This is a genomic window from Pseudomonas aegrilactucae (genome assembly GCF_019168305.1).
In the GTDB taxonomy this organism is placed as follows: domain Bacteria; phylum Pseudomonadota; class Gammaproteobacteria; order Pseudomonadales; family Pseudomonadaceae; genus Aquipseudomonas; species Aquipseudomonas aegrilactucae.
Map to the genome: position 1 here is coordinate 17,478 of NZ_JAHTBI010000001.1, position 26,841 is coordinate 44,318.

The following is a 26,841-nucleotide window of genomic DNA, read 5'->3' on the forward strand; positions in this document are numbered from 1 at the left end:
GCCGCCCTCAGGGCGTCGCTAACGCGGTCTTGCCACTGCTGTTGCTGGCTGCCGATGCAGCCTGAAGGATCAATTGCGCGGCCTTTTCGCCGATCATCAAGGTGGGTGAGCAGGTATTGCCGGAGGTGATCTGCGGCATGATCGAGGCGTCGGCAATGCGCAGCCCGGGCACGCCGTGTACGCGCAGTTGCGCATCTACCACGTCCAGCGGCCCGTTGCCCATGCGGCAGGTACCCACGGGGTGAAAGATGGTGGTACCGATCTGGCCGGCGGCCTCGCGCAGCTGCGCTTCGCTGTCCAGCGCCGCACCGGGCAGGTACTCCACCGGGGCGAAGGCGGCGAGGGCAGGGGCCTGCACGATCTTGCGAGTGATGCGGATGGCTTGTGCGGCCACACGCAGGTCTTCGGGATCGCTCAGGTAGTTTGGGTCTATCAGCGGTGCGTCCGCCGGGTTGGCCGAGCGGATATCCACACGCCCGCGGCTCAACGGGCGCAGGTTGCACACCGAGGCGGTGAACGCCGAAAAGCGATGCAGCGGCTCACCGAAACGGTCCAGCGACAGCGGCTGCACGTGGTATTGCAGGTTGGGGCTGGGCTGCTCGGGGTGCGAGCGCACGAACGCGCCCAACTGGCTCGGCGCCATGGCCAGCGGGCCGCTGCGGTCGTACAGATAGCGCAGGCCCATGCCCAACTTGCCCCACGGGCTGTTGGCGACCTGGTTCAGGGTGCGCACATTGCTCACCTGGTAGATCAGGCGCAGTTGCAAATGGTCCTGCAGGTTGCCGCCCACTCCAGGCAGTTCGTGCAGCACCGGGATGCCGAGACGTTCGAGCAGCGGCCGCGGGCCGATGCCCGAGCGTTGCAGTATCCCCGGCGAGCCCACGGCACCTGCGCACAGGATGATTTCGCGGCGTGCGTCAAAGCGCTGCCCGACGCCCTGCCAGCGCGCTTGAACAGCGCTGGCACGGCCGTTGTCGAGCAGCACCTTGTCGACCTCGACCCCGGTGAGCACGGTCAGGTTGGGGCGTTTATCCACAGGCCGCAAAAAAGCCTTGGCTGCATTCCAGCGCACACCGCTGCGCTGGTTGACCTGAAAGTATCCACAGCCCTGGTTATCCCCACCGTTGAAATCGTCGATGCTGGCAATACCGCTCTGCGCGGCTGCCTCGCGAAATGCGTCGAGTATCGCCCACGAATAGCGCTGGCGTTCGACCCGCCATTCGCCCGCACCGCCATGCAGTTCGCTGGTACCGCCGAAGTGGTTTTCGCTGGCCTTGAACAGCGGCAGTACATCGTTCCACGCCCAGCCCGGATTGCCTTCGCCTGCCCAAGCGTCGTAGTCACCTGCCTGGCCGCGCATGTAGATCATGCCGTTGATCGAAGAACAGCCGCCCAGCACCTTGCCCCGCGGATAACCCAGGCTGCGCCCGTTGAGCCCGGGTTGCGCCTCGGTCTTGAAGCACCAGTCAGTACGCGGGTTGCCAATGCAGTAGAGGTAGCCCACCGGGATGTGGATCCAGGGGTAGTTGTCGCGCCCGCCAGCTTCGAGCAGCAGCACGCGACACGCCGGGTCGGCAGACAGCCGATTGGCCAGGAGACAGCCGGCAGGACCGGCACCGACTACCACGTAGTCGTAGGAATGATCGGCTGGTGCCATGAAGACCTCGCGCCTGATTTTTATTCTTGTCGCGGCCAGTGTTATTGATTATTTTCGAGTTGAAAACGTTAGATTTCACGCAACTGCTGTGCGTTTTAGAACAACGCGGGTGAGCCTCTGATTCACAAGGAAAAGCATGTTCGACTGGAATGATCTGCGGTTTTTTCTCGAGTTGCAGCGCAGCGGCCGCCTGCTGACCGCCGCCAAGCGCCTCAACACCACCCACAGCACCGTGGCCCGGCATATCGAAAGCATCGAGAGCAGCCTGGGCACCGCGCTGTTCGTGCAGCATGCTCAAGGCTATGAGCTGACGCCCTCCGGCCAGGCACTGCTCAAGCATGCCGAGGCGATGGAAAACGTCGCCTTGCTCGCCCAGGAGGAAATCACCCAGGCCATCACGCCGCTGGGCAAGATCCGCCTGGGGGTGACCGAAGGCATCGGCATCATGTTCTTCACCCCGCGCATGGGCGGCCTGTTCGAACGCTATCCGGGACTGGAGGTGGAACTGGTGGCGGTGCCCCGGTTTGTCAGCATCATCAACCGCGAGGCGGAGATCAGCATTCATCTGGAACGCCCGCATGCCGACCTGTTGATAACCCGCAAGCTGACCGACTATCGCCTGGCGCTGTACGCCAGCCCTGCGTACCTGGCCCGCGCCGCGCCACTGGAAAGCCGCGAGGACCTGGCCCGGCACAGCTGGATCGGCTATGTCGACGACTTGCTGTTCAGCCAGGAGCTGCTGTTTCTCAACAGCTTCTGCCGCTCGCCCAACGTGGTGTTTCGCAGCACCAGCGTGATTGCCCAGCAGCACGCCGCACGCGCCGGGCTGGGCATTGCGGTGCTGCCCAACTACATGGCGCGCCACGACCCGCAACTGGTCAGGGTGGTACCCAGCGAAACCATCCAGCGCAGTTACTGGATCAGCACGCGCCGCGAACTGCACAAGTCGGTGCGCTTGCGTGTGGTATGGGACTATCTGCTGGCGCTGTGCGCCGATGAGCAGGATGCCCTGCTCGCCGAATGACGCGACTTACGCGACCAGGGTGCTGAATGCCAGCAGCAGCGCAGCGCCAATGCCAACCAGGGCGAACGCCTGTTGCAGGCGCGGGCCGGCCAACCGCTGGGCGAACTGGCGTGCGACCACCAGCCCGGCCACGGCACCTGCGGCGAACGGCGCACCCACCGCCCAGTGCATCACGCCGCTGAAGCTGGCGCTGAGCACGCTGCCCAGCGACACCAGTGCGATCACCGCCAGCGACGTGGCGACGATGCTCCTGGCGTCCAGGTTGGTATAGCGGCCCAGTGCAGGCACGATCACAAAGCCGCCGCCCACGCCGAGCAGGCCCGACAACAGGCCGCTGAGCACCCCGGTAAAGGCCAGGGCGCGGGCGCAGGGCAGGGTCCAGCGCAGCCGTCCTTGCACCGGGTTGAGCACACAGGGTTGCAACTGGCGCCCGGCACAGGCTGGTTCACCGCGCAGTTCACGTCCAGCCTTGCGCAGCATGCGCATGCAGGCATATACCAGCACCACGCTGAAGCCCAGCGCCAGCGGCGCATTGGGCAGACGATGGGCCAGCAGCAGGCCGAACGGTGTCGCGCACAGGCCGATCAGGGCCACGAACAGCGCCGCCCGGTAGCGTACCAGGCCCTGGCGCAGGCCCAGCACGGCACCGACGCTGGCGGCCAGGCCGACCGCCAGCAAGCCGACAGGCGCTGCCTCGGTCATCGACAGGCCCAGCCCGAACACCAGCAACGGTACGGCGAGTATGCCGCCACCAGCACCGGTGAGCGCCAGGATGCTCCCCATGAGGGTACCGAGCAGGGCGCCGATGATTTCAGGTTCAGTCACTGTCGTGTCTCAATGCTGCTCACAGCGTGTTCAGGGGAATCTTCAGGTAGCGCACACCATTGGCTTCAGGCTCGGGCAACTGGCCGCTGCGCATGTTCACCTGTACCGAGGGCAGGATCAACTGGGGCATGTCGAGGGTGGCGTCACGGGCTTCGCGCATGGCTGCAAAAGCGTCTTCGCTGATGCCGTCATGGACGTGGATATTGCCCGCACGCTGCTCGGCGACCGTGCTCATGTAGCACAGCTCGCGCCCACCGGGCAGGTAGTCGTGGCACAGGTACAGACGGGTATCGCCGGGCAGCGACAGTATGCGTTGAATCGAGCGGTACAGCGTACGTGCGTCAGCGCCAGGGAAATCGCAGCGGGCTGTGCCGTAATCGGGCATGAACAAGGTGTCGCCGACAAAGGCGACACACGCATCGCCCGCCTCGATTACATACGTCATGCAGGCGGGCGTGTGGCCCGGCGTGTGCAACGCATGCGCCTGCAGCGTACCAATGGCAAACGCGTCGCCGTCCTCAAGCAGTACATCGAACTGACTGCCATCACGCGCGAACCCCGGCTCGGCATTGAACAGTGCGCCGAAGACCTTTTGCACCTGGGTGATGCGGGCACCGATCACGACCTGACCACCCAGGTTGCGCTTGAGGTAATCGGCAGCCGACAGGTGATCGGCGTGCACATGGGTTTCCAGAATCCACTGCACAGCGCCCCCAAGCTCGCCAACCCGCGCAATCAGCCTGTCGGCAGACGTGGTATTGGTACGACCGGACTTGGGGTCGTACCCAAGCACACTGTCGATCAAGGCACATTGGGCACTCTGGCGGTCCATCACCAGATAGCTGAGCGTCGACGTTTCACGGTCGAAGTGTGCCTCTACGTACAGGTTGGCGTTGATGATCATTGACACTCTCCAGATGAGTCCGTTGCAACCCGAGGCCCTGCGTAACGCCGATCGAACCGGCGCGTCATACGCTCACAGCGTCACGGCCCCCAGGATCAGCGTGATGGTCAAGGTCGACGCCAAGGTTGTCCAGGTGATCATGGAGGCCATGGCGGGCGCATCCCCGCCCATCTGCCGCGCCAGAATGTAGGCGTTGCCGGCGCACGGAACACACGCATACAACAAGGCCACGTTGGCCGGTACACCCGAGGCGCCCAAGCTGAACAGCAGTGCCAGGGTCACCATCGGCAGCACCAGCAGCTTGAGGCCGACAACATACAGTGTGGCCAATGCCCGGCTACCCTGCAGGTTCAACATCAGCCCGGCACCGACCGACATGAGGCTGAGCGGGGTCGCCGCATTGCCCAGATAGCTCATGAACTGCTCGACGGCACCTGCGATCTTCAGTTCACCCATGTTCAGCAGCAGCCCGATCAGTGCACCGATGATCAACGGGTTCTGCAGCAAGGCTACCAGCATCCCGCGCAACGACTTCTTGCCTGCAGTGCCGTAATGATTCATCACCAGCACGCTCATCACATTGGTCATCACGATCATGTACGCAATGAACACGCCGGAAACCGCGACGCCCTCGGCCCCGTACAACGAGTGCGCCAGGGCGATGAACACATAGGAGTTGTAGCGCACGCCACCTTGAAAGATGGACGTGAACAGGTCGGCTTTGACCCTGAACACGCCTTGCCCGATGAAAATCACGCCTGCAACGATCAGGGTCGCGCCCAGCGTGGCCGCAATGGCTGAAGACGTATCGGCACTGGTGAAGTTCGCCTTGCTGATGTCCAGCACCAGCAGCGCCGGGAAGAACAGGTAATAGACCAACTTGTCGACATGCTTCCAGAAACCGTCTTCGCGCAAAAACTTTCTTTTGGCAACGTGCCCTGCGACGATCAGGCAAAAGATCGGCAGTACGCTGAGAAAGGTATTCAGCATGTGCCCACCTCCTGAGGCTTGAACACACGTGATTTCACCGGGTCCAGTTGGCGGTGGTTCCACAGGCTGTTGGCTACGAAGACGCGCTGTATCCAGCGCGCAGGGTTGCTGAACTCATCCAGCGAAGCCTTGAACTTGTCGCGCGAGTGCAGGGTGAAGCGGTTGTCGATGTACACCAGCCGGCCTGGATTGATTTCGATACCCAGTGAGACTTGCCGGATGGCCATATAGAAGTTGTCCATTGCGCGGGCAGCGGCCTCTGTCTGCGCCTGGACCATGTCCGGGTAGAACACTGCACTGATTTCCGGCAGGCACAAACTGCCCCGCACCATCGCGACCGCCTCGGTTGCCAAGGCATCGCTGCGCCGCCAGCGATACGGCACCTTGATTCTGAAAAGAGGCTGGCGCAGGCATTCGATATCGTGCGCCGCCAGCAATTTGAGCGCTGCGCGAGCATCGGCCAACCGCGTCAACGGCCCCTGTGGGTCGTGACGAACACCCGTCAGCAACAGGCCAAGCGGAGAAAAGTTGAAGTCCTCCATGTACTTGAGCGCCGCATTCTCGATATGAAAATCCAGTTCCACCTCGGACCCCAGACCGGTGTATTCACGCTTGGCCGCCAGGCTGGGGATCAGGTTGTTGACGATGTCGGCACCTTCGAAAAGGATCGAGTAGGGCTCGCCAATCAGGGACGCAAAGGCCATCACCAGATTCTCGCTGACACTACCGCTCTTGCAGGCGGGCGAGAACACATTCGGATCCGGGGTAGTGAATACCTGCTCGTCGGTCGGCAGGTTTTCGAAGATCAGGTAGGGACGCGGGTTCAGTGACGCACGCTGCATGGCCAGCGCATCGATGATGCGTCGCGGCAGCACAGAGACAGCCATGATGCGCAGGTCGGTGATGTAGCTCAGCCCCCCTTGGGGATCATAGGTAATGCTGCCCAGCGTGCCTGCCAGGCGCTCGCGTTCCGAGTCGGTCAGTTTGAAACAACAGGTGTTATCCATTTTTAAATTCCCTTTCATGACGAAGGTCCATGTCTTGAAGACGCCGCAATGTATCGGTAAGCAGGCCGATCATGGAGAGGGAAGTAGTTCAGTTGACTCGACCTGTGCCGGGCTCTGCGCAAAAAAAAACCCGATAGCGAGGCTATCGGGTTTTTTTTGCCACCTGACTCAGGCAGCAGCGCTGAGTCAGAAGTCCAGGTTGGACACTGCCAGCGCGTTGCTTTCGATGAACTCGCGGCGCGGCTCAACGGCGTCGCCCATCAGGGTGTTGAAGATCTGATCGGCAGCGATCGCGTCCTCGATGGTCACCTTGAGCATGCGGCGCACAGTCGGGTCCATGGTGGTTTCCCACAGCTGGTCCGGGTTCATCTCGCCCAACCCTTTATAGCGCTGGATGGTGTGGCGCTTGGTGCTTTCGGCCATCAGCCAGTCGAGTGCTTCCTTGAACTCGGTGATGGCTTTCTTGCGCTCGCCACGCTGGATGTAGGCACCTTCGCCCAGCAGGGTGGAGAGCTGCGCGCCCAATGCGGTGACCGTGCGGTAGTCGTTGCTGCCGAAGAAGTCACGGTTGAAGGTGACATAGCTGGCCAGGCCGTGGGAGGTGATTTCCACTTCTGGCAGCCACACATTGCGCTCGCGATCTTCGCGCAGGCTGGCCTTGTACAGCAGGCCGGACTTCTCGGTATTGCGCAGACGCTCGTCGAAGCGGGCCAGCCATGCCTGCATGTGCGCATGGTCCGACAGTTGCTCCAGCGACACGGCCGGCAAGTACACGAAGTGCTCGGTGAGCTCTTGCGGGTACAGGCGCGACAGACGCTTGAGGGTCTTCATCACGGTACGGAATTCGTTCACCAGACGCTCCAGCTCAACGCCGGAAACAGCCGGTGCAGATTCGTCCAGGTGCAGGCTGGCATCTTCGAGGGCCGACTGCGTCATGTACTCTTCCATGGCGTCGTCGTCCTTGATGTACTGCTCCTGCTTGCCTTTCTTGACCTTGTACAGCGGCGGCTGGGCGATGTAGATGTAGCCGCGCTCGACCAGCTCGGGCAACTGACGGAAGAAGAAGGTCAGCAGCAGGGTACGGATGTGCGAACCGTCGACGTCAGCATCGGTCATGATGATGATGTTGTGATAGCGCAGTTTTTCGATGTTGTACTCTTCACGACCGATGCCACAACCCAGTGCGGTGATCAGCGTGCCGACCTCCTGGGACGAGATCATCTTGTCGAAGCGAGCCTTCTCGACGTTGAGGATCTTGCCCTTGAGCGGCAGGATCGCCTGGGTCTTGCGGTTACGGCCTTGCTTGGCCGAGCCGCCTGCGGAGTCACCCTCCACCAGGTACAGTTCGGAAAGAGCAGGGTCTTTTTCCTGGCAGTCGGCGAGCTTGCCCGGCAGCCCGGCGATGTCCAGTGCGCCTTTGCGGCGGGTCATCTCACGGGCTTTACGTGCTGCCTCACGCGCACGGGCAGCGTCGATCATCTTGCCGACCACGGCCTTGGCTTCGTTCGGGTTCTCCAGCAGGAAGTCGGAGAAGTACTTGCCCATCTCCTGTTCCACTGCGGTTTTGACTTCGGACGAAACCAGCTTGTCCTTGGTCTGCGAGCTGAACTTGGGGTCGGGCACTTTTACCGAGATGATCGCGGTCAGGCCTTCACGCGCATCGTCACCGGTGGTCGCGACCTTGTTCTTCTTGGCCAGACCTTCCTGCTCGATGTAGTTGTTCAGGTTACGCGTCAGCGCCGAACGGAAGCCCACCAGGTGAGTGCCGCCATCGCGCTGAGGAATGTTGTTGGTGAAGCACAACAGGTTCTCGTTGAAGCTGTCGTTCCACTGCAGGGCGATTTCCACGCCCACACCATCCTCACGCTGAACATTGAAGTGGAACACTTCGTTCACCGGGGTCTTGTTGGTGTTGAGGTACTCGACGAACGCGCGCAGGCCGCCTTCGTATTTGAATTCCTCTTCCTTGCCCGAGCGCTCATCCTTCAACAGGATGCCCACACCGGAGTTCAGGAACGACAGTTCGCGAATCCGCTTGGCCAGAATGTCCCAGCTGAAGTGGATGTTCTTGAAGGTTTCGGCAGACGGCTTGAAGTGGATCTGGGTACCGGTGGTCTCGCTGTCGCCGACGATTTTCATCGGGGCTTGAGGTACGCCGTGCACGTAGGTCTGTTCCCAGATCTTGCCACTGCGGCGAACGGTCAGGATCAGCTCCTCGGACAGGGCGTTCACAACCGATACGCCCACACCGTGCAGGCCGCCAGAGACTTTGTACGAGTTGTCGTCGAACTTACCGCCGGCGTGCAGCACGGTCATGATGACCTCGGCTGCAGAAACGCCTTCTTCTTTGTGCACATCGACCGGGATGCCGCGACCGTTGTCGCGCACGGTGATGGATTCGTCCGGGTGGATGACTACGGTGATGTCGTCGCAATGGCCGGCGAGGGCTTCGTCGATCGAGTTATCGACCACCTCGAACACCATGTGGTGCAGGCCGCTACCATCATCGGTGTCGCCAATGTACATACCGGGACGCTTGCGTACGGCATCCAACCCTTTGAGCACTTTAATGCTGGAGGAGTCGTACGTTTGATTTTCGCTCATGCCTTCACTCCCGATGGTCGTGGGTCTGGGTGATACGGCCTTGTTCCACGTGGAACAAGGCAACTGGCGTATCCATCTGCCAGCCTTCCCTCAATAATTCGTGGTCTACACAGGTGATAAACACCTGGCAGCGTAAGTCTTCCAACAAGCGACAGAGTGCACGACGGTGCTGCTCATCCAATTCGGACGGCAGGTCATCCACCAGATAAATACATTGGCCACGTCGTGCCTGGCTGACCAGATGCCCCTGGGCAATGCGCAGTGCGCACACCACCAGCTTCTGTTGGCCGCGAGACAGGATATCGGCAGCGTTGTTGGCGCCTAACCTCAGCCGCAGGTCCGCACGTTGCGGACCTGCCTGGGTGTGGCCCATCTGTTGGTCCCGATGGAGCGAGGTAGCCAGTACATCACTGAGCTCTCGATCCTTGTCCCACCCTCGGTAGTAACTCAGGGTCAGCCCCTCGAGCTCCAGCAATTCGCTCAAGGTATGCTCAAAGACAGGTTTCAGCGCTTTGATGTAATTACGGCGGTACTCGTCGATTTCTGCACTGGCCAGGCATAACTCCCGGTCCCAGGCCGCTTGCGAAACAGCGTCAAGTGTACCATGCCGCAACCATGAGTTCCGCTGCCGCAGGGCCTTCTGCAGGCGCTGCCAGGTCCCCATGAAGCGGGGTTCCACGTGGAACACGCCCCAGTCGAGGAATTGCCGGCGGATCTTCGGCGCCCCTTCGAGCAGCCGAAAACTGTCCGGGTTGATCAACTGCAGCGGCAGAATCTCGGCCAACTGCGCAGCACTGCGGGCGTTCTGCCCGTCGATGCGAATGGTGAAATCCCCTTGCCGCTCACGCGAGATGCCCAGATTGCTGGAACCACCTTCGTTCAATTCGACCTGGCCAAATACTGTGCACGCCAGCTCTTCGTACTGGATGACCGGCGTCAGGCGAGTGCTGCGAAACGAGCGGGCAAGACCGAGCAGGTGGATGGCCTCCAACACACTGGTTTTGCCACTGCCGTTGGCGCCGTACAGGATATTGATGCGAGGGGAGGGGGAGAAGGTCACCGGGTGCAGATTGCGCACCGCGGTGACTGAAATGCGACTGAGGGACATCTAGTGTGTGCTGGGCAAATTACAGACGCATCGGCATGACGACATACGCAGAGTCGTCGTTGTCCGCTTCCTGCAGCAGCGCGCTGCTGTTGGAGTCGGACAGGATCAGACGAACCTGTTCAGTGGTCATCACGCCCAGCACGTCCAGCAGGTAGCTCACGTTGAAGCCGATCTCGAGCGAGCTGCCGTTGTAGTCGACACTGATTTCTTCTTCGGCTTCTTCCTGCTCAGGGTTGTTGGCCTGAATCTTCAGTTGGCCGGCGGCCAGTTGCAGGCGAATACCGCGGTACTTTTCGTTGGACAGGATCGCGGTCCGGCTGAACGCCTCGCGCAATGCCTGACGGTCACCCAGCACCAGCTTGTCACCGCCTTTGGGCAGTACACGCTCGTAGTCCGGGAACTTGCCGTCGACCAGCTTGGAGGTGAAGGTGAACTCACCGGTGGTAGCGCGGATATGGTGTTGGCCCAGCACGATCGCGACAGTGCCATCCGGCTCGGTCAGCAGGCGCGCCAGCTCCAGGATCCCCTTGCGTGGCACGATGACCTGGTGGCGGTCGGCCTGGCCGATGTCGGCCTGCATCGAGCACATGGCCAGACGGTGGCCGTCGGTGGCCACTGCGCGCAGGGTACCGGTCGATACTTCCAGCAGCATGCCGTTGAGGTAATAGCGCACGTCCTGCTGGGCCATGGCGAAGCTGGTGCGTTCGATCAGGCGACGCAGGCGACTCTGCTCCAGCATGCAGGTCAGCGAGCCCGGGCCTTCTTCGACAGTAGGGAAGTCGTTGGCTGGCAGGGTCGACAAGGTGAAGCGGCTACGGCCGGCCTTGATCACAACCTTCTGCTCATCCACCTTGATGCTGATTTCCGCATCGTTGGGCAGGCTTTTGCAGATGTCCATCAGCTTGCGCGCAGGTACGGTGATTTCGCCCGGCTCGGCGGGGTGCTCAAGCTGTACACGGCCAACCAGTTCCACTTCCAGGTCAGTACCTGTCAGCGACAGTTGTTGGCCCTGAACCACCAGCAGCACGTTGGACAATACCGGCAAGGTCTGGCGGCGCTCGACGACGCCCGCGACCAGTTGCAGGGGTTTCAACAGGGCTTCGCGTTGAATGGTGAAATGCATGGTCTAGTCCCTTGCCTTAAAAAAAAGCTGCGCTGACGTTCATCACGTCGTCAGGGTCCGCAGCAGGTTCTTGTAGTCCTCGCGGATATCCGCGTCGGATTCCTTGAGTTCGTTGATCTTGCGGCAGGCGTGCAACACCGTGGTGTGGTCACGGCCACCAAACACATCACCGATTTCCGGAAGGCTGTGGTTGGTCAGTTCCTTGGACAGGGCCATGGCCACCTGACGCGGCCGGGCTACCGAACGGGAACGCCGCTTGGACAGCAGGTCGGAAATCTTGATCTTGTAGTACTCAGCCACCGTGCGCTGAATGTTATCCACACTCACCAGCTTGTCTTGCAGCGCCAGCAAGTCCTTGAGCGACTCGCGAATCAGCTCGATGGTGATATCACGGCCCATGAAGTGCGAGTGCGCAATGACCCGCTTCAATGCACCTTCGAGCTCACGTACGTTGGAGCGGATGCGCTGGGCAATGAAGAACGCGGCGTCGTGTGGCAGGTCGACCTTGGCCTGGTCGGCCTTCTTCATCAGGATCGCGACCCGGGTCTCGAGTTCAGGCGGCTCGACGGCCACGGTCAGCCCCCAGCCGAAGCGCGACTTGAGACGTTCCTCGAGGCCTTCGATCTCCTTCGGGTAACGGTCGCTGGTGAGAATCACCTGCTGTCCGCCCTCGAGCAGGGCATTGAAGGTGTGGAAGAACTCTTCCTGCGAACGCTCCTTGCGGGCAAAGAACTGGATGTCATCGATCAGCAGCGCATCGACCGAACGGTAGAAGCGCTTGAACTCGTTGATGGCATTGAGCTGCAAGGCCTTGACCATGTCGGCGACGAAACGCTCGGAGTGCAGGTACACGACCTTGGCATTCGGGTTCTTCTTGAGCAGGTGGTTACCCACAGCGTGCATCAAGTGAGTCTTACCCAGACCTACCCCACCATAAAGGAACAGAGGGTTGTAGCCATGCTTGGGGTTGTCCGCCACCTGCCAGGCGGCAGCGCGTGCCAACTGGTTGGACTTGCCTTCGACGAAGTTCTCGAAGGTAAAGGTGCGGTTCAGGTAGCTGGTGTGCTTGAGCGCACCTTCAACCTGCACGGTGCGTTGTTCGGTGCGGCTGCTGGGCGGGGCAACGATGACGTTGTTTTCGCCCATCGAATCGAAGCTGTCACGCGAAGGTGCATCCTCAACGGGTTGCACGGCCGGTGCGGCTGGCTGGGCAGCAGGCGCGGCAACCGCCGCCACCTGGGCGGCCTGCTGGGCCTGCGAGGCAGCGACCGAAGCGGCCAACGGCGCATTGGGCGCAGCACGCGGTGCAGAGCTGCGACGGCTGCCTATTAATAAGGAGAGCGCGGGAGCGATGCCGTTGCCGTGTTCACCCAGCAGTTCGAGCAAGCGACCCAGGTACTTTTCATTGACCCAATCGAGAACGAACCGGTTAGGCGCATAGACGCGCAACTCGTCGCCTTCGGCTTCGACCTGTAGCGGACGGATCCAGGTGTTGAATTGCTGGGCAGGCAGTTCATCGCGCAGAAGGTCCACGCACTGCTGCCAAAGTTCCACTGACACGGATATCCCCTGAGTTGAACGCCGGTGAGGCAAAAACAAGCGGCCATTGTACCGACCGCCAGCGCACTTATCCACATGCAGGTGCGCCAAGGGTGGCGATAAATCAGCAGGTTAGTGGCCAAAATGTCACTTTGAGGATGAAAATAAGCCCTGTGGATAACCATGCCTGAGCGCTTTGCACAACTGGGGGTTGAAATCGGTGGATAACTGCCCTGTGCATAACTCGACTTTTAATCCACAGCTTGTGCGCCTGTACCGCACAGTCGGAGCACCGTTTCCCGACAGGGTTTCAGTTCTCTGTACAGTACGTGTTTAAAGGGCTACAGAGTTCTATCCACAGAAATTCTCTGCTTAAGTTCTATAAGATTTACAAAAAAGCTTTAAATACCTTCTCTTCTTTTTTCTATGTTTAAGCCTCTCGTGACCCTTCCTGTCCACAGGCAGCCGGGCACATGAAAAGCACCCGGTGAAAACACAGGGGATTTTTATCCTTAAGGAAAAGCTGGTTGGAAATTGACCTACGGCGTTGCTTTCTCTAGAATCGCCGGTCTCTTAAAACGGGGGCCATTCCGGCCCGTTGTCGACGAACCAGGTAACACGCCATGAAACGTACTTTCCAACCAAGCACCATCAAGCGCGCCCGCACTCACGGTTTCCGTGCCCGTATGGCTACCAAGAACGGCCGTGCCGTACTGTCCCGCCGTCGTGCCAAAGGCCGTAAGCGTCTGGCAGTTTGATTTTTCGGCACAGGTGGTGAGTCAGGACTTCAGTCGGGAAAAACGTCTTCTGACACCCCGACACTTCAAAGCGGTCTTTGACTCTCCTTCCGGCAAGGTGCCAGGCAAGAGTCTCTTGCTCCTTGCCCGCGAGAACGGTCTGGATCATCCCCGCCTGGGGCTTGTGATCGGGAAAAAGAGTGTAAAGCTCGCCGTTCAACGCAACCGCTTGAAGCGTTTGATGCGCGATTCGTTTCGTCTCCACCAGCATTTGCTGGCCGGTTGGGACATCGTGATCGTCGCGCGCAAAGGCCTGGGCGACGTAGAAAACCCAGAATTGCACCAACATTTTGGCAAGCTCTGGAAGCGCCTTGCACGCAGTCGGCCCGCTCCAGTGGTTAACAGCGACTCTGCAGGGGTAGACCGTCCAGATGCGTAAACTGGTCCTCGTTCCGATCCAGTTTTACCGTTATGCCATTAGCCCTCTGATGGCCAGCCACTGTCGTTTCTATCCGACTTGCTCCACCTATGCGATTGAAGCCATCGAAACACATGGCGCATTGCGCGGTGGATGGCTGACCGCTCGTCGCCTCGGGCGCTGTCACCCGTGGAATGCCGGCGGTTATGACCCGGTTCCGCCAGCACCTTCTTCCCGTACTTCTTCTTCGATAGCCGAGTAATCATGGATATTAAACGCACGATCCTGATCGCCGCCCTGGCAATCGTGTCCTATGTCATGGTCCTCAAGTGGAACCAGGACTACGGCCAGGCTGCCTTGCCGACTCAGAATACTGCTGCCAGCACTGTCGCGCCGGGCTTGCCCGACACTGCGACCGCCGGCACTTCCGGCGCCAGCGCCGACGTTCCGAGTGCCAATGCTGAAACCACCCCTGCAGAAATTGCACCGGTTGTGGTCAGCAAGGACCTGATTCGGGTCAAGACCGATGTCCTCGATCTGGCTATCGACCCCAACGGCGGTGATATCGCGCAGCTGACCCTGCCCAAGTACCCGCGTCGCCAGGACCATCCGGAAATTCCGTTCCAGTTGTTCGACAACGGTAACGAGCGGACCTACCTGGCCCAGAGCGGCCTGACCGGCACCAACGGCCCTGATGCCCGTTCTGCAGGTCGCCCGCTGTACGCCGCCGAACAGAAAAGTTATCAACTGGCCGACGGTCAGGACCAACTGGTCGTGGACCTCAAGTTCAGTGACGCGGGTGTCAACTACATCAAGCGTTTCACCCTGAACCGTGGTGAATACGACCTCAAGGTCACGTACCTGATCGACAACCAGAGCGCTCAGCCGTGGACAGGTAACCTGTTTGCCCAGCTGAAACGCGATGCCAGCTCCGATCCGTCGTCAAGCACGGCCACCGGTACCGCCACCTACCTGGGCGCTGCCCTGTGGACAAGTGCCGAGCCCTACAAGAAAGTGTCGATGAAAGACATCGACAAGGGCAATTTGAAAGAGAATGTTACCGGTGGCTGGGTCGCCTGGTTGCAGCACTACTTCGTGACTGCGTGGATTCCGAGCAAGACCGACACCAACATCGTTCAGACGCGCAAGGACAGCCAGGGCAACTACATCATCGGCTTCACCGGCCCGGCACTGAATGTCGCTGCCGGCGCCCAGGGTGAAACCAGCACCGTGCTGTACGCAGGTCCCAAGAGCCAGGAAAAACTCAAGGAGTTGTCCCCAGGCCTGGAACTGACCGTCGACTACGGCATCCTGTGGTTCATTGCCCAACCGATCTTCTGGTTGCTGCAACACATCCACGAATTGCTCGGCAACTGGGGCTGGTCGATCATCGTCCTGACCATGCTGATCAAGCTGCTGTTCTTCCCGCTGTCGGCCGCCAGCTACAAATCGATGGCGCGCATGCGCGCCGTGGCGCCGAAACTGGCTGCACTGAAAGAACAACATGGCGATGACCGGCAGAAAATGTCGCAGGCCATGATGGAGCTGTACAAGAAAGAGAAGATCAACCCGCTGGGCGGCTGCCTGCCGATCCTGGTGCAGATGCCGGTCTTCCTTTCGCTGTACTGGGTACTGCTCGAAAGCGTTGAAATGCGTCAGGCACCGTGGATGTTCTGGATCACCGACCTGTCGATCAAGGATCCGTTCTTCATCCTGCCGATCATCATGGGCGCGACCATGTTCATCCAGCAACGCCTGAACCCGACGCCGCCGGATCCAATGCAGGCCAAGGTGATGAAGATGATGCCGATCATCTTCACCTTCTTCTTCCTGTGGTTCCCAGCCGGTCTGGTGCTGTACTGGGTTGTGAACAACTGCCTGTCGATCGGCCAGCAGTGGTACATCACCCGCAAGATCGAAGCGGCGAGCAACAAAGCCACCGCGTGACGGGTTAGCCAGCTAACCTGTGGATAAAACGCCCCCTCGTGGGGCGTTTTGCTATCTGTCGTTTTTGTCTGAGGCCTTCGCTGATGAATGCTCGTCGTGAAACCATCACTGCAATCGCCACCGCCCAAGGTCGTGGCGGTGTGGGAATCGTGCGTATCTCCGGGCCGCTGGCCAGCAAGGCCGGCCTGGCCATCACCGGCCGTGCGCTGACTCCGCGGTATGCCCACTACGGCCCGTTCCGTGGTGATGATGGCCAGGTTCTGGATGAAGGCATTGCCCTGTACTTTCCTGGTCCCAATTCGTTCACCGGCGAAGATGTGCTGGAACTGCAAGGGCACGGCGGGCCAGTAGTGCTCGACATGCTGCTGCAGCGTTGTGTACAGCTGGGCTGCCGTCTTGCCCGGCCGGGTGAATTCAGTGAACGCGCATTCCTCAACGACAAACTCGACCTGGCCCAGGCCGAAGCGATTGCCGACCTGATCGAGGCCAGTTCTGCACAGGCGGCGCGCAATGCGTTGCGCTCATTGCAGGGCGAGTTTTCCCGACGTGTGGATAACCTCACCGAAAAACTGATCAGCCTGCGCATCTACGTGGAAGCGGCCATCGACTTTCCGGAAGAAGAAATCGATTTTCTTGCCGATGGCCATGTACTGCGCATGCTCGATGACGTGCGCGAGCAGTTATCCACAGTGCAACGTGAAGCCGGGCAGGGCGCTTTGCTGCGCGATGGCATGACCGTGGTGATTGCCGGCCGTCCGAATGCCGGAAAATCCAGCCTGCTGAACGTGCTGGCAGGGCGCGAGGCCGCGATCGTGACCGAGATTGCCGGTACCACCCGGGATATCCTGCGCGAACATATCCACATCGACGGTATGCCACTGCACGTTGTGGATACTGCAGGGCTGCGCGATACCGAAGACCATGTGGAAAAGATCGGGGTGCAACGTGCCCTGAAAGCCATCGGCGAGGCCGATCGGGTATTGCTGGTGGTGGATGCCACGGCGCCCGAAGCCGATGATCCGTTCGCGTTGTGGCCAGAGTTTCTCGAGCAACGGCCTGACCCGGCCAAGGTCACACTGATCCGCAACAAGGCCGACCTCAGTGGCGAGGCCATCGGCCTGCAGCAATGCGACGATGGTCACGTCACTATCACACTCAGTGCGAAAGGGGCCGACCTGGGCCTTGAGCTGCTGCGCGATCACCTCAAAGCCTGCATGGGCTACGAGCAGACGGCAGAAAGTGGTTTCAGTGCACGCCGGCGCCACCTGGATGCCCTGCGCCAGGCCAGTTCGCATCTGGAGCACGGTAGAGCGCAATTGACCCTGGCGGGCGCTGGAGAGCTGCTGGCAGAAGACCTGCGTCAGGCGCAGCAGGCCCTGGGTGAAATTACCGGCGCATTCAGCTCCGATGACCTGCTGGGGCGCATCTTCTCCAGCTTCTGCATCGGCAAGTAGAATCCGAGCTCAATTCGTAGTGATACAGTCAGTGCGTATCCCAGGCTTTCAGTGCAACAGGACGAGGTATCGGCATGGCTAGGAAAACACACGGCGCGCAACCGTTCGCGTCGCGGCTGGTTATTCGAGGTTACAAGTCGATTGCCTGTTGTGATCTGGAGCTCAAGCGTCTGAATGTGCTGATTGGTGCCAACGGCGCCGGCAAGTCCAATTTCATCGGGTTTTTCCGCTTCGTCACGGCAGTGCTCGAACGACAGTTGCAAATGACCGTGGGGCTGGCCGGCGGTCCGGACAGCCTGCTGCATTTCGGCCGCAAGCACACCGAGCAACTCGAGGCATCGATCTATTTCGGCGAGGTGCGCTACCAGTTTTCGCTGGTGCCCACGCAGGACAACAGGCTGCTTTTTTCAGGTGAGCTGATCAGCCATATGGGGGGCACTGAGGTATTCACCCACGGTACATTCGAGTCGCAGTCGGACGACTTCAACAGTTGGGGCCAGAGTAACGAGCTTGATCCGGTCATGGCGGTGTTGAAACGCTGGCGGATCTATCACTTCCATGACACAGGCAGCAGCGCGAAGGTCAAGCAGATACACAGTATCAGCGACAACGAATACCTTCGTGACGATGCACGCAACCTGGCAGCTTTCCTGCTGCGACTGAAGAACCATCACCCGGAGCACTACCAGCGCATCGTCAAGACGGTGCGCCTCGTGGCGCCTTTCTTTGGCGGCTTCCACCTGCGCCCGACTGTGGATAATCCGCAGAAAATCCAGCTTGAATGGACTGAACAAGGCCAGGATGAACCGTTCAATGCCAGTGCGTTGTCTGACGGTACGCTGCGCTTTATCTGTCTGGCCACCGTGCTTCTTCAGCCCAGGGCCTTCATGCCTTCGGCACTGTTGATCGATGAACCGGAACTGGGGCTTCATCCTTTCGCCATCACGGTACTTGCCGGCTTGATGAAAGCCGCCTCGATAGACCACCAGCTCATCATTTCCACCCAGTCGGTCGAACTGGTCAACGAGTTCGAGGCCGCCGACCTGGTAGTGGTGGATAAACGCGCAGGTACTTCAACGTTCAAGCGTCTGGACGCGCAGGCGCTCGAGGACTGGCTGGCCGAGTACAGCCTGGGCGAGTTGTGGAAAAAGAACCTGCTCGGCGGGAGGCCTGGGCGATGATCCGCATCAAGCTGTTGGTGGAGGGGCAAACCGAAGAAGCCTTTGTAAATGAACTGCTGGTAGCGCCCTATGCAAACCGTGGGATCTACCTGACGCCGATCATTGTGCTGACCAGTCCAGGTCACCGTGGTGGGCTGGTCAACTATGCGAAAGTCAGGCGCCAGCTCGAAAAACTCTGTCGCGAAGACAGCGATGCCTACATCACTACGCTGTTTGACCTGTATGCGCTGCCGACAGATTTCCCTGGCAAGTCCAGCCCTGACTATCCGGCGACTGGCAACGGCCAGCAAAAGGCCGAGTTTCTCGAGCGCGCGCTTGAAGAGCACATTGGCGAGCAGAATTTTTTCGCCAACATCCTGGTCCATGAGTTCGAAGCATTGCTGTTTACCGACCTCAACGCCTTTGCAGAATGGACCGACGATGATCGGGACCTTCAGCCCTTGCACGCCGCCCGAGCGACCCTGTTGCCGGAGGACATCAACGAGCTGCCTCACACCGCGCCCTCCAAGCGCATTCTTGCAGCCATGCCCAACTATCAGAAACCCGTGCATGGGCCTCTGATCGCGCTGAGTATCGGTCTGGATGCCATCCGCGCAGCCTGTCCGCACTTCAACCGCTGGCTCGAAAGAATCGAAAGCCTGCCAGCCCGTACCTGACCTGCTCACTCGCTGCCTCTCCTGCGGCGAACGGTTATCCACACGCTGCACTGATAAATGCCTGCCAGTTCATGCACTCGACACCCTGGTCGAGCGCTTTTGCGTGCCCGTTTACCCACAAATCCAAGAATAAGCCCTGTGGAAAACCCGCCTTCAGCCCCGTTGATAACTAGCCCTCAAGGCTGGAGATAAATGCGCCTGTTGATAAGTAGCTGTTTCATCCACAGGCTTAAGCCGCTTATCCCAACCCCCCAGGCCCACTAGACCACAGACTTTTGAACCTCTGTACATACCGTAATACGTGGCCTGTAGAACCTTATCCACAGAAATGTGCCTCAGTAAGAATAAACATAAAAACAAAGCTTTAATAAATTTCTCTCTCTTTATTTCTATTGTCAGCCACTCATCCACAGGCTGGTTAAATTTTGTGCAAAAGGTTCCTTGACGGGGGGTAAGTCCCTATACTTGTGCGTTATTCCTATCTATTCCCGAAACAGGCACGAGGTGCGTGGTGGATTTCCCTTCCCGTTTTGAAGTGATCGTCATCGGCGGCGGCCATGCCGGAACCGAGGCTGCGCTTGCTTCTGCACGCATGGGTGTAAAAACCCTGCTGCTGACCCACAACGTGGAAACCCTCGGGCACATGAGCTGCAATCCGGCCATCGGTGGCATTGGCAAGAGCCATCTGGTCAAGGAGATCGATGCGCTCGGCGGCGTCATGGCCCTGGCTACCGACAAGAGCGGTATCCAGTTCCGCGTTCTGAACAACCGCAAAGGCCCGGCGGTGCGCGCCACCCGTGCGCAGGCCGACCGCGCCATCTACAAGGCGGTGGTGCGCGAAGTACTCGAGAACCAGCCCAACCTGTGGATATTCCAGCAGTCGTGCGACGACCTGATCGTCGAACAGGACCAGGTCAAGGGTGTGGTCACACAAATGGGCCTGCGTTTCTTCGCAGACTCGGTGGTACTGACGACCGGCACCTTCCTCGCCGGACTTATCCACATCGGTTTGCAGAACTACTCCGGCGGTCGCGCCGGTGATCCGCCTGCCATGGCCCTGGCCCACCGCATGCGTGAACTGCCGCTGCGTGTCGGTCGCCTGAAAACCGGTACACCCCCGCGTATCGATGGCCGTTCGGTGGACTTTTCGGTGATGACCGAACAAGCCGGCGACACGCCGATCCCGGTGATGTCGTTCATGGGCGACAAGGCCATGCACCCGCGTCAGGTCAGTTGCTTTATCACCCACACCAACGCGCGGACCCACGAGATCATCGCGTCCAACCTCGATCGCTCGCCGATGTACTCCGGCGTGATCGAAGGCATCGGCCCGCGCTACTGCCCGTCGATCGAAGACAAGATCCACCGCTTTGCCGACAAGGAAAGCCACCAGGTGTTCATCGAGCCCGAAGGGCTGAACACCCACGAGCTGTACCCGAACGGGATTTCCACCTCCCTGCCGTTCGACGTGCAATTGCAGATCGTGCGCTCGATCCGGGGCATGGAAAACGCGCACATCGTGCGCCCGGGCTACGCGATCGAGTACGACTACTTCGACCCGCGTGACCTCAAGTACAGCCTGGAAACCAAGGTGATCGGCGGGCTGTTCTTCGCCGGCCAGATCAACGGCACCACCGGCTACGAAGAAGCCGGCGCCCAGGGCCTGTTGGCCGGGACCAACGCCGCGCTGCGTGCGCAGGGCCGCGAAAGCTGGTGCCCGCGCCGCGACGAGGCGTACATCGGGGTACTGGTCGACGACCTGATCACCCTGGGTACCCAGGAGCCGTACCGCATGTTCACTTCGCGCGCCGAATATCGGTTGATCCTGCGCGAAGACAATGCTGACCTGCGCCTGACCGAGAAAGGCCGCGAGCTGGGTCTGGTCGACGATGCCCGCTGGGCAGCGTTCAGTGCCAAGCGCGAAAGCATCGAGCGCGAAGAACAGCGCCTCAAGTCGACTTGGGTACAACCCAACACGGCGCAGGGCCAGGCGATTGTGGATAAGTTCGGCACGCCGCTGAGCCACGAGTACAACCTGCTCAACCTGCTGACCCGCCCGGAAATCGATTATGCCGGGCTGGTGGAAGTGACCGGTGGCAGCGATGTCGACCCACAGGTGGCCGAGCAGGTCGAGATCAAGACCAAATACGCCGGTTACATCGACCGGCAACAGGAAGAAATCGCGCGCCTGCGTGCCAGCGAAGACACCCGCCTGCCCGAGGATATCGACTACACCGGTATTTCAGGGTTGTCCAAGGAGATTCAGGGTAAGCTCGGCCAGACCCGGCCAGAAACCCTGGGCCAGGCCTCGCGCATTCCCGGCGTGACGCCGGCGGCGATTTCCCTGTTGCTGATTCACTTGAAAAAACGCGGCGCAGGCCGCGAGTTGGAGCAAAGCGCTTGAGTTCGATGGTCACCCCTCAACACGCCGAAGAGTTGTCCACAGGCGCACGCCAGCTCGGTGTCGAGCTGAGCGAGGCCCAGCACGCGCAGCTGCTGGCTTACCTGGCCCTGTTGATAAAGTGGAACAAGGCGTACAACCTGACCGCCGTGCGCAATCCGGACGAAATGGTTTCACGACATTTGCTCGACAGCCTCAGCGTCATGCCGTTTATCCACAGCGAGCGTTGGCTCGATGTCGGCAGCGGCGGCGGCATGCCGGGTATTCCACTGGCTATCCTGCATCCGGACAAGCACGTCACCGTACTTGACAGCAACGGCAAGAAAACCCGCTTTCTGACCCAGGTAAAACTGGAACTGAAGCTGGATAACCTGCAAGTTATCCACAAACGAGTCGAGGCGTTCCAACCGGAGCTACCCTTCACCGGAATTGTTTCCCGTGCTTTCAGCAGCATGGAGAACTTCACCAACTGGACGCGCCATCTTGGCGACGCCCAGACGCAGTGGCTGGCAATGAAAGGGCTGCATCCGGCTGATGAGCTGGTAGCATTGCCGGCAGATTTCAAAGTGGATAGCGAGCAGGCCTTGACCGTTCCGGGTTGCCAAGGCCAGCGCCATCTGCTGATACTGCGCCGCACGGCATGACTGGGAACACAAGCAAGAATGGCTAAGGTATTCGCAATCGCGAACCAGAAAGGTGGTGTGGGCAAGACCACCACCTGTATCAATCTCGCCGCATCGCTGGTCGCGACCAAGCGCCGCGTGCTGCTGATTGACCTCGATCCACAGGGCAACGCCACCATGGGTAGCGGTGTGGATAAACACGTCCTTGAACATTCGGTCTATGACCTGCTGATCGGCGAATGCGACCTGGCCCAGGCCATGCGTGTCTCCGAGCACGGCGGTTATCAGCTGCTGCCGGCCAACCGTGACCTGACCGCGGCCGAAGTGGTGCTGCTCGAAATGCAGATGAAGGAGAGCCGCCTGCGCACTGCGCTGGCGCCGATCCGCGAAAGCTACGACTACATCCTGATCGACTGCCCGCCGTCGCTGTCGATGCTGACCCTCAATGCCCTGGTGGCCGCCGATGGCGTGATCATTCCGATGCAATGTGAATACTTTGCCCTGGAAGGCTTGAGCGACCTTGTGGATAACATCAAGCGCATTGCTGCCAAGCTCAATCCGCAACTCAAGATCGAAGGCCTGCTGCGCACCATGTACGACCCGCGCCTGAGCCTGATCAACGATGTCTCCGCGCAGCTCAAGGAGCACTTCGGCGAGCAGTTGTACGACACGGTGATCCCGCGCAACATCCGCCTGGCCGAGGCCCCGAGCTTCGGCATGCCGGCCCTGGCCTACGACAAGCAATCGCGTGGCGCCCTGGCCTATCTGGCCCTGGCCGGTGAACTGGTCCGCCGTCAACGTCGTCAAACCCGCACTGCCGCACCGGCAACTTAAGGAATCCGCATGGCCGTTAAGAAACGAGGTCTCGGACGTGGGTTGGATGCACTGCTCAGTGGTCCTACCGTCAGCTCGCTCGAAGAGCAGGCTGTCAAGGTCGACCAGAAAGAACTGCAACACCTGCCGCTGGACCTGATCCAGCGCGGCAAGTACCAGCCACGTCGGGACATGGACCCGCAGGCACTCGAGGAACTGGCGCAGTCGATCAAGAGCCAGGGCGTGATGCAGCCGATCGTGGTACGCCCGATCGGCGACGAACGCTTCGAGATCATCGCCGGCGAACGCCGCTGGCGCGCCAGCCAGCAGGCCGGCATGCAGACCATCCCGGCGATGGTGCGCGATGTACCGGATGAAACCGCCATTGCCATGGCCCTGATCGAGAACATCCAGCGTGAAGACCTCAACCCGGTGGAGGAGGCCATCGCGCTGCAGCGTCTGCAGCAGGAGTTCCAGCTGACCCAGCAGCAGGTGGCGGATGCGGTGGGCAAGTCGCGGGTGACCGTGGCCAACCTGCTGCGCCTGATCGCGCTGCCTGAAGTGATCAAGACCATGCTGTCCCACGGTGATCTGGAGATGGGGCATGCCCGTGCATTGCTCGGTTTGCCCGAAGAACAGCAGGTGGACGGGGCGCGACACGTTGTCGCACGCGGCCTGACCGTACGTCAGACCGAAGCCCTGGTGCGCCAGTGGCTCAATGGCAAACCGGAACCTGTCGAAGCGGCCAAGCCCGATCCGGACATCACCCGGCTTGAACAGCGTCTGGCAGAGCGGCTGGGCTCGGCGGTGCAGATCCGCCACGGCAACAAGGGCAAAGGCCAGTTGGTGATCCGTTACAACTCGCTGGATGAGTTGCAGGGCGTGCTTGCTCACATCCGCTGAAACAATTCGCTTTGTAGCGTGCAGTCGGAAATCACTACCCGGCAGTTGAATAGGGGTGCAACCGCCCCTATACTCTGCGCGCATTTTGTCGGCACAAATTATGCCAAGTCATAGTTGACTGGTTGGCCGACTTTCGAGGAGCAGTTGTGATGGAAACCCGCACGCCAAACCGCTTGCCTTTCCATCGCTGGGCGGTTTTTCCGGTACTGCTGACTCAATGGGTCGTGCTGTTGCTGGCATCGTTGGGGGTGTGGCAGTGGCACGGGGTAGTCGCGGGTTATTCGGCACTCTGCGGAGGGCTGATTGCCTGGCTACCGAATCTGTACTTTGCCTACAAGGCGTTCCGTTACACCGGCGCCAGGGCAGCGCAGGCCATCGTCAAGTCGTTCTACGCTGGCGAGGCAGGCAAATTGATTTTGACGGCAGTGCTGTTTGCACTGACGTTTGCAGGAGTGAAGCCATTGGCGCCATTAGCAGTATTCGGCGTCTTCTTGCTGACCCAGTTGGTCAGCTGGTTCGCGCCCCTGCTGATAAAAACGAGACTTTCGAGACCTTAGGGCGTTTGAGGCAAACATGGCAGCAGAAACCGCTTCGGGCTATATCCAGCACCACTTGCAGAACTTGACCTTCGGGCAATTACCAGACGGCGGTTGGGGCTTTGCCCATTCCGCAGCAGAAGCCAAGGCAATGGGCTTCTGGGCGTTCCACGTGGACACCCTGGGTTGGTCCGTTGCGCTGGGTCTGATCTTCATCCTCCTGTTCCGCATGGCGGCGAAGAAAGCGACGTCGGGTCAACCCGGCGGCCTGCAGAACTTCGTCGAGGTGATGGTCGAATTCGTCAACGGCAGCGTCAAGGACTCGTTCCACGGCCGCAGCCCGGTGATCGCACCGCTGGCCTTGACCATTTTCGTCTGGGTGTTCCTGATGAACGCCGTCGACCTGGTACCGGTCGACTGGATTCCTCAGCTGGCGATCCTGATCTCCGGTGACCCGCACATTCCGTTCCGTGCCGTGTCCACCACCGACCCGAACGCCACCATCGCGATGGCCTTCTGCGTGTTCGCACTGATCATTTTCTACAGCATCAAGGTCAAGGGCCTGGGCGGCTTCGTCGGCGAGCTCACCCTGCACCCGTTCGGCAGCAAGAACATCTTCGTTCAGATCCTGCTGATCCCGGTGAACTTCCTGCTGGAGTTCGTCACCCTGATCGCCAAGCCAATCTCGCTGGCCCTGCGTCTGTTCGGCAACATGTACGCCGGCGAGCTGGTGTTCATCCTGATCGCCGTGATGTTCGGTGCCGGCCTGCTGTGGCTGAGCGGCCTGGGCGTGGTGCTGCAATGGGCGTGGGCGGTGTTCCACATCCTGATCATCACCCTGCAAGCGTTCATCTTCATGATGCTTACCATCGTCTACCTGTCGATGGCTCACGAAGATAACCATTAAGACCGCCTGGCGTGTCTGAGGCCTTCCCGCCGGGGTGGGGGAAGGCCGAAAAAGTCCGCAAGGGCAGCTGTACCAAACGATTTTGTTTTACCGCTTCAAACTAAAAAACCTAACCAATACGACGTAAAAGTCGGGAGGAAAGATGGAAACTGTAGTTGGTCTTACCGCTATCGCTGTTGCTCTGCTGATCGGCCTGGGTGCTCTGGGTACCGCCATTGGTTTCGGCCTGCTGGGCGGCAAGTTCCTGGAAGGCGCTGCTCGCCAGCCAGAAATGGTTCCGATGCTGCAAGTGAAAATGTTCATCGTCGCCGGTCTGCTCGACGCCGTGACCATGATCGGTGTTGGTATCGCTCTGTTCTTCACCTTCGCTAATCCCTTCGTTGGTCAAATCGCTGGCTGATCACTCGACTTCTCGAGTGGATTGGTGTGATGGACTTAGAACGAGCGAGGTGTTGGCGTGAACATTAATGCAACCCTGATTGGCCAGTCCGTTGCGTTCTTCATTTTTGTACTGTTTTGCATGAAGTTCGTGTGGCCTCCGGTCATCGCGGCTTTGCAAGAACGTCAGAAGAAGATCGCGGAAGGACTGGACGCTGCCAACCGAGCAGCTCGCGACCTGGAGTTGGCCCAAGATAAAGCGGGTCAGCAACTGCGCGAAGCGAAAGCTCAGGCAGCCGAAATCATTGAGCAAGCCAAGAAACGCGGTAACCAGATCGTCGAGGAAGCCCGTGACCAGGCTCGCGTCGAAGCTGACCGTGTGAAGGCCCAGGCTCAAGCCGAGATCGAACAGGAACTGAACAGCGTCAAAGACGCGCTGCGCGCCCAAGTGGGTAGCCTGGCCGTCAACGGTGCTGAAAAGATCCTTGGCGCCACAATCGATCAAAACGCGCATGCGGAGCTGGTTAATAAACTGGCCGCTGAAATTTAAGCGAGGGCGATCATGGCAGAACTGACCACGTTGGCCCGACCTTACGCTAAGGCGGCCTTTGAGCACGCCCAGGCCCATCAGCAACTGGCCAATTGGTCAGCCATGCTCGGCCTGGCTGCTGCAGTGTCGCAAGACGACACAATGCAGCGCCTGCTCAAGGCCCCGCGACTGACGAGCGCAGAAAAGGCCGCCGCGTTTATTGACGTGTGCGGTGACAAGTTCGATGCACAGGCACAGAATTTCATTCATGTTGCCGCGGAAAACGAACGTCTCCTGCTGTTGCCGGAGATTTCGGCTCTGTTCGAGCTGTACAAGGCCGAACAAGAGAAATCCGTGGACGTGGAAGTCACCAGTGCTTTTGCGTTGAACCAAGAACAGCAAGACAAACTCGCCAAGGTTCTCAGTGCACGACTCAGCCGGGAAGTGCGCCTGCACGCGACGGAGGATGCCAGCCTTATCGGTGGTGTCGTAATCCGCGCCGGCGACCTGGTTATCGATGGTTCAGTACGCGGCAAAATCGCGAAACTGGCCGAAGCATTGAAATCTTGAGTTTGAA

Annotated in this window: 26 protein-coding genes; 17 read left to right on the plus strand and 9 right to left on the minus strand. The window is 59.9% G+C overall.

What is annotated here, in order from left to right; translation table 11 throughout:
- Positions 1-7: 7 nt before the first annotated feature.
- A complete protein-coding gene (locus KUO17_RS00090; protein WP_217973035.1) occupies positions 8-1,657 on the minus strand; it encodes a GMC family oxidoreductase in 1,650 nt (549 codons plus the stop codon).
- A 136-nt stretch (positions 1,658-1,793) separates the two neighbouring features.
- Here KUO17_RS00090 and KUO17_RS00095 point away from each other — a divergent pair, with 136 nt between their 5' ends.
- Positions 1,794-2,681 (plus strand): LysR family transcriptional regulator, encoded by an 888-nt coding sequence (locus tag KUO17_RS00095; RefSeq protein ID WP_217973036.1) that lies wholly within the window; start codon positions 1,794-1,796, stop codon positions 2,679-2,681.
- A gap of 6 nt (positions 2,682-2,687) precedes the next feature.
- Here KUO17_RS00095 and KUO17_RS00100 read toward each other — a convergent pair whose 3' ends face one another.
- The 8 genes from KUO17_RS00100 to dnaA form a co-directional block, all read right to left on the minus strand.
- Positions 2,688-3,506 (minus strand): sulfite exporter TauE/SafE family protein, encoded by an 819-nt coding sequence (locus tag KUO17_RS00100; protein ID WP_217973037.1) that lies wholly within the window; start codon positions 3,504-3,506, stop codon positions 2,688-2,690.
- A 19-nt stretch (positions 3,507-3,525) separates the two neighbouring features.
- Complete coding sequence (locus tag KUO17_RS00105) at positions 3,526-4,410, minus strand: MBL fold metallo-hydrolase (protein WP_217973038.1); 885 nt, start codon at positions 4,408-4,410, stop codon at positions 3,526-3,528.
- 72 nt (positions 4,411-4,482) lie between these two features.
- Positions 4,483-5,400 (minus strand): AEC family transporter, encoded by a 918-nt coding sequence (locus KUO17_RS00110; protein ID WP_217973039.1) that lies wholly within the window; start codon positions 5,398-5,400, stop codon positions 4,483-4,485.
- Positions 5,394-6,407, minus strand: a complete 1,014-nt coding sequence (locus tag KUO17_RS00115; protein WP_217973040.1) for a TauD/TfdA family dioxygenase — start codon at positions 6,405-6,407, stop codon at positions 5,394-5,396. The genes KUO17_RS00110 and KUO17_RS00115 overlap by 7 nt, the downstream gene beginning before the upstream one ends.
- A 186-nt stretch (positions 6,408-6,593) precedes the next feature.
- The gene (gene gyrB, locus KUO17_RS00120; protein ID WP_217973041.1) at positions 6,594-9,011 is read right to left on the minus strand and encodes a DNA topoisomerase (ATP-hydrolyzing) subunit B; all 2,418 of its coding nucleotides are present in this window, start codon (positions 9,009-9,011) and stop codon (positions 6,594-6,596) included.
- A gap of 4 nt (positions 9,012-9,015) precedes the next feature.
- Complete coding sequence (recF, locus tag KUO17_RS00125) at positions 9,016-10,119, minus strand: DNA replication/repair protein RecF (RefSeq protein ID WP_217973042.1); 1,104 nt, start codon at positions 10,117-10,119, stop codon at positions 9,016-9,018.
- Between the two features lie 19 nt (positions 10,120-10,138).
- The gene (gene dnaN / locus KUO17_RS00130; RefSeq protein WP_217973043.1) at positions 10,139-11,242 is read right to left on the minus strand and encodes a DNA polymerase III subunit beta; all 1,104 of its coding nucleotides are present in this window, start codon (positions 11,240-11,242) and stop codon (positions 10,139-10,141) included.
- Between the two features lie 42 nt (positions 11,243-11,284).
- Entirely contained in the window at positions 11,285-12,802 is a 1,518-nt protein-coding gene (gene dnaA, locus KUO17_RS00135) for a chromosomal replication initiator protein DnaA (protein WP_217973044.1), read from the minus strand.
- Between the two features lie 602 nt (positions 12,803-13,404).
- On the opposite strand from dnaA, the gene rpmH reads away from it, so the two are divergent.
- The 16 genes from rpmH (at position 13,405) to KUO17_RS00215 (ending at position 26,834) form a co-directional block, all read left to right on the plus strand.
- The gene (gene rpmH, locus KUO17_RS00140; protein ID WP_002551315.1) at positions 13,405-13,539 is read left to right on the plus strand and encodes a 50S ribosomal protein L34; all 135 of its coding nucleotides are present in this window, start codon (positions 13,405-13,407) and stop codon (positions 13,537-13,539) included.
- Positions 13,540-13,552: 13 nt separating this feature from the next.
- The gene (gene rnpA / locus KUO17_RS00145; protein ID WP_217973175.1) at positions 13,553-13,957 is read left to right on the plus strand and encodes a ribonuclease P protein component; all 405 of its coding nucleotides are present in this window, start codon (positions 13,553-13,555) and stop codon (positions 13,955-13,957) included.
- Positions 13,950-14,198, plus strand: coding sequence for a membrane protein insertion efficiency factor YidD (gene yidD, locus KUO17_RS00150; RefSeq protein ID WP_163948028.1), 249 nt, complete (start codon positions 13,950-13,952; stop codon positions 14,196-14,198). The genes rnpA and yidD overlap by 8 nt, the downstream gene beginning before the upstream one ends.
- 2 nt (positions 14,199-14,200) lie before the next feature.
- Positions 14,201-15,883 (plus strand): membrane protein insertase YidC, encoded by a 1,683-nt coding sequence (yidC, locus tag KUO17_RS00155; RefSeq protein ID WP_217973045.1) that lies wholly within the window; start codon positions 14,201-14,203, stop codon positions 15,881-15,883.
- 83 nt (positions 15,884-15,966) lie between these two features.
- Positions 15,967-17,337, plus strand: a complete 1,371-nt coding sequence (gene mnmE / locus KUO17_RS00160) for a tRNA uridine-5-carboxymethylaminomethyl(34) synthesis GTPase MnmE (RefSeq protein ID WP_217973046.1) — start codon at positions 15,967-15,969, stop codon at positions 17,335-17,337.
- A 74-nt stretch (positions 17,338-17,411) separates the two neighbouring features.
- On the plus strand, positions 17,412-18,518 hold the full coding sequence (locus KUO17_RS00165; protein WP_217973047.1) for an AAA family ATPase: 1,107 nt from the start codon (positions 17,412-17,414) through the stop codon (positions 18,516-18,518).
- Positions 18,515-19,174, plus strand: coding sequence for a DUF4276 family protein (locus KUO17_RS00170; RefSeq protein WP_217973048.1), 660 nt, complete (start codon positions 18,515-18,517; stop codon positions 19,172-19,174). Before KUO17_RS00165 ends, KUO17_RS00170 begins: the two co-directional genes overlap by 4 nt.
- Before the next feature lie 511 nt (positions 19,175-19,685).
- Entirely contained in the window at positions 19,686-21,578 is a 1,893-nt protein-coding gene (mnmG, locus tag KUO17_RS00175) for a tRNA uridine-5-carboxymethylaminomethyl(34) synthesis enzyme MnmG (RefSeq protein ID WP_217973049.1), read from the plus strand.
- Positions 21,575-22,219 carry a 16S rRNA (guanine(527)-N(7))-methyltransferase RsmG gene (rsmG, locus tag KUO17_RS00180; protein ID WP_217973050.1) on the plus strand — a complete coding sequence of 215 codons (645 nt, stop codon included), beginning with the start codon at positions 21,575-21,577 and terminating at the stop codon, positions 22,217-22,219. Before mnmG ends, rsmG begins: the two co-directional genes overlap by 4 nt.
- An 18-nt stretch (positions 22,220-22,237) precedes the next feature.
- Positions 22,238-23,032 carry a ParA family protein gene (locus tag KUO17_RS00185; RefSeq protein WP_163948038.1) on the plus strand — a complete coding sequence of 265 codons (795 nt, stop codon included), beginning with the start codon at positions 22,238-22,240 and terminating at the stop codon, positions 23,030-23,032.
- Between the two features lie 9 nt (positions 23,033-23,041).
- A complete protein-coding gene (locus tag KUO17_RS00190; protein ID WP_217973051.1) occupies positions 23,042-23,914 on the plus strand; it encodes a ParB/RepB/Spo0J family partition protein in 873 nt (290 codons plus the stop codon).
- 149 nt (positions 23,915-24,063) lie between these two features.
- Positions 24,064-24,471, plus strand: coding sequence for a F0F1 ATP synthase subunit I (locus KUO17_RS00195; protein ID WP_217973052.1), 408 nt, complete (start codon positions 24,064-24,066; stop codon positions 24,469-24,471).
- 16 nt (positions 24,472-24,487) lie between these two features.
- The gene (atpB, locus tag KUO17_RS00200; RefSeq protein WP_217973053.1) at positions 24,488-25,357 is read left to right on the plus strand and encodes a F0F1 ATP synthase subunit A; all 870 of its coding nucleotides are present in this window, start codon (positions 24,488-24,490) and stop codon (positions 25,355-25,357) included.
- Positions 25,358-25,499: 142 nt separating this feature from the next.
- On the plus strand, positions 25,500-25,757 hold the full coding sequence (atpE, locus tag KUO17_RS00205) for a F0F1 ATP synthase subunit C (RefSeq protein WP_003097235.1): 258 nt from the start codon (positions 25,500-25,502) through the stop codon (positions 25,755-25,757).
- Positions 25,758-25,814: 57 nt separating this feature from the next.
- On the plus strand, positions 25,815-26,285 hold the full coding sequence (locus tag KUO17_RS00210; protein WP_217973054.1) for a F0F1 ATP synthase subunit B: 471 nt from the start codon (positions 25,815-25,817) through the stop codon (positions 26,283-26,285).
- Positions 26,286-26,297: 12 nt separating this feature from the next.
- Complete coding sequence (locus tag KUO17_RS00215; protein WP_163972327.1) at positions 26,298-26,834, plus strand: F0F1 ATP synthase subunit delta; 537 nt, start codon at positions 26,298-26,300, stop codon at positions 26,832-26,834.
- Positions 26,835-26,841: the final 7 nt, after the last annotated feature.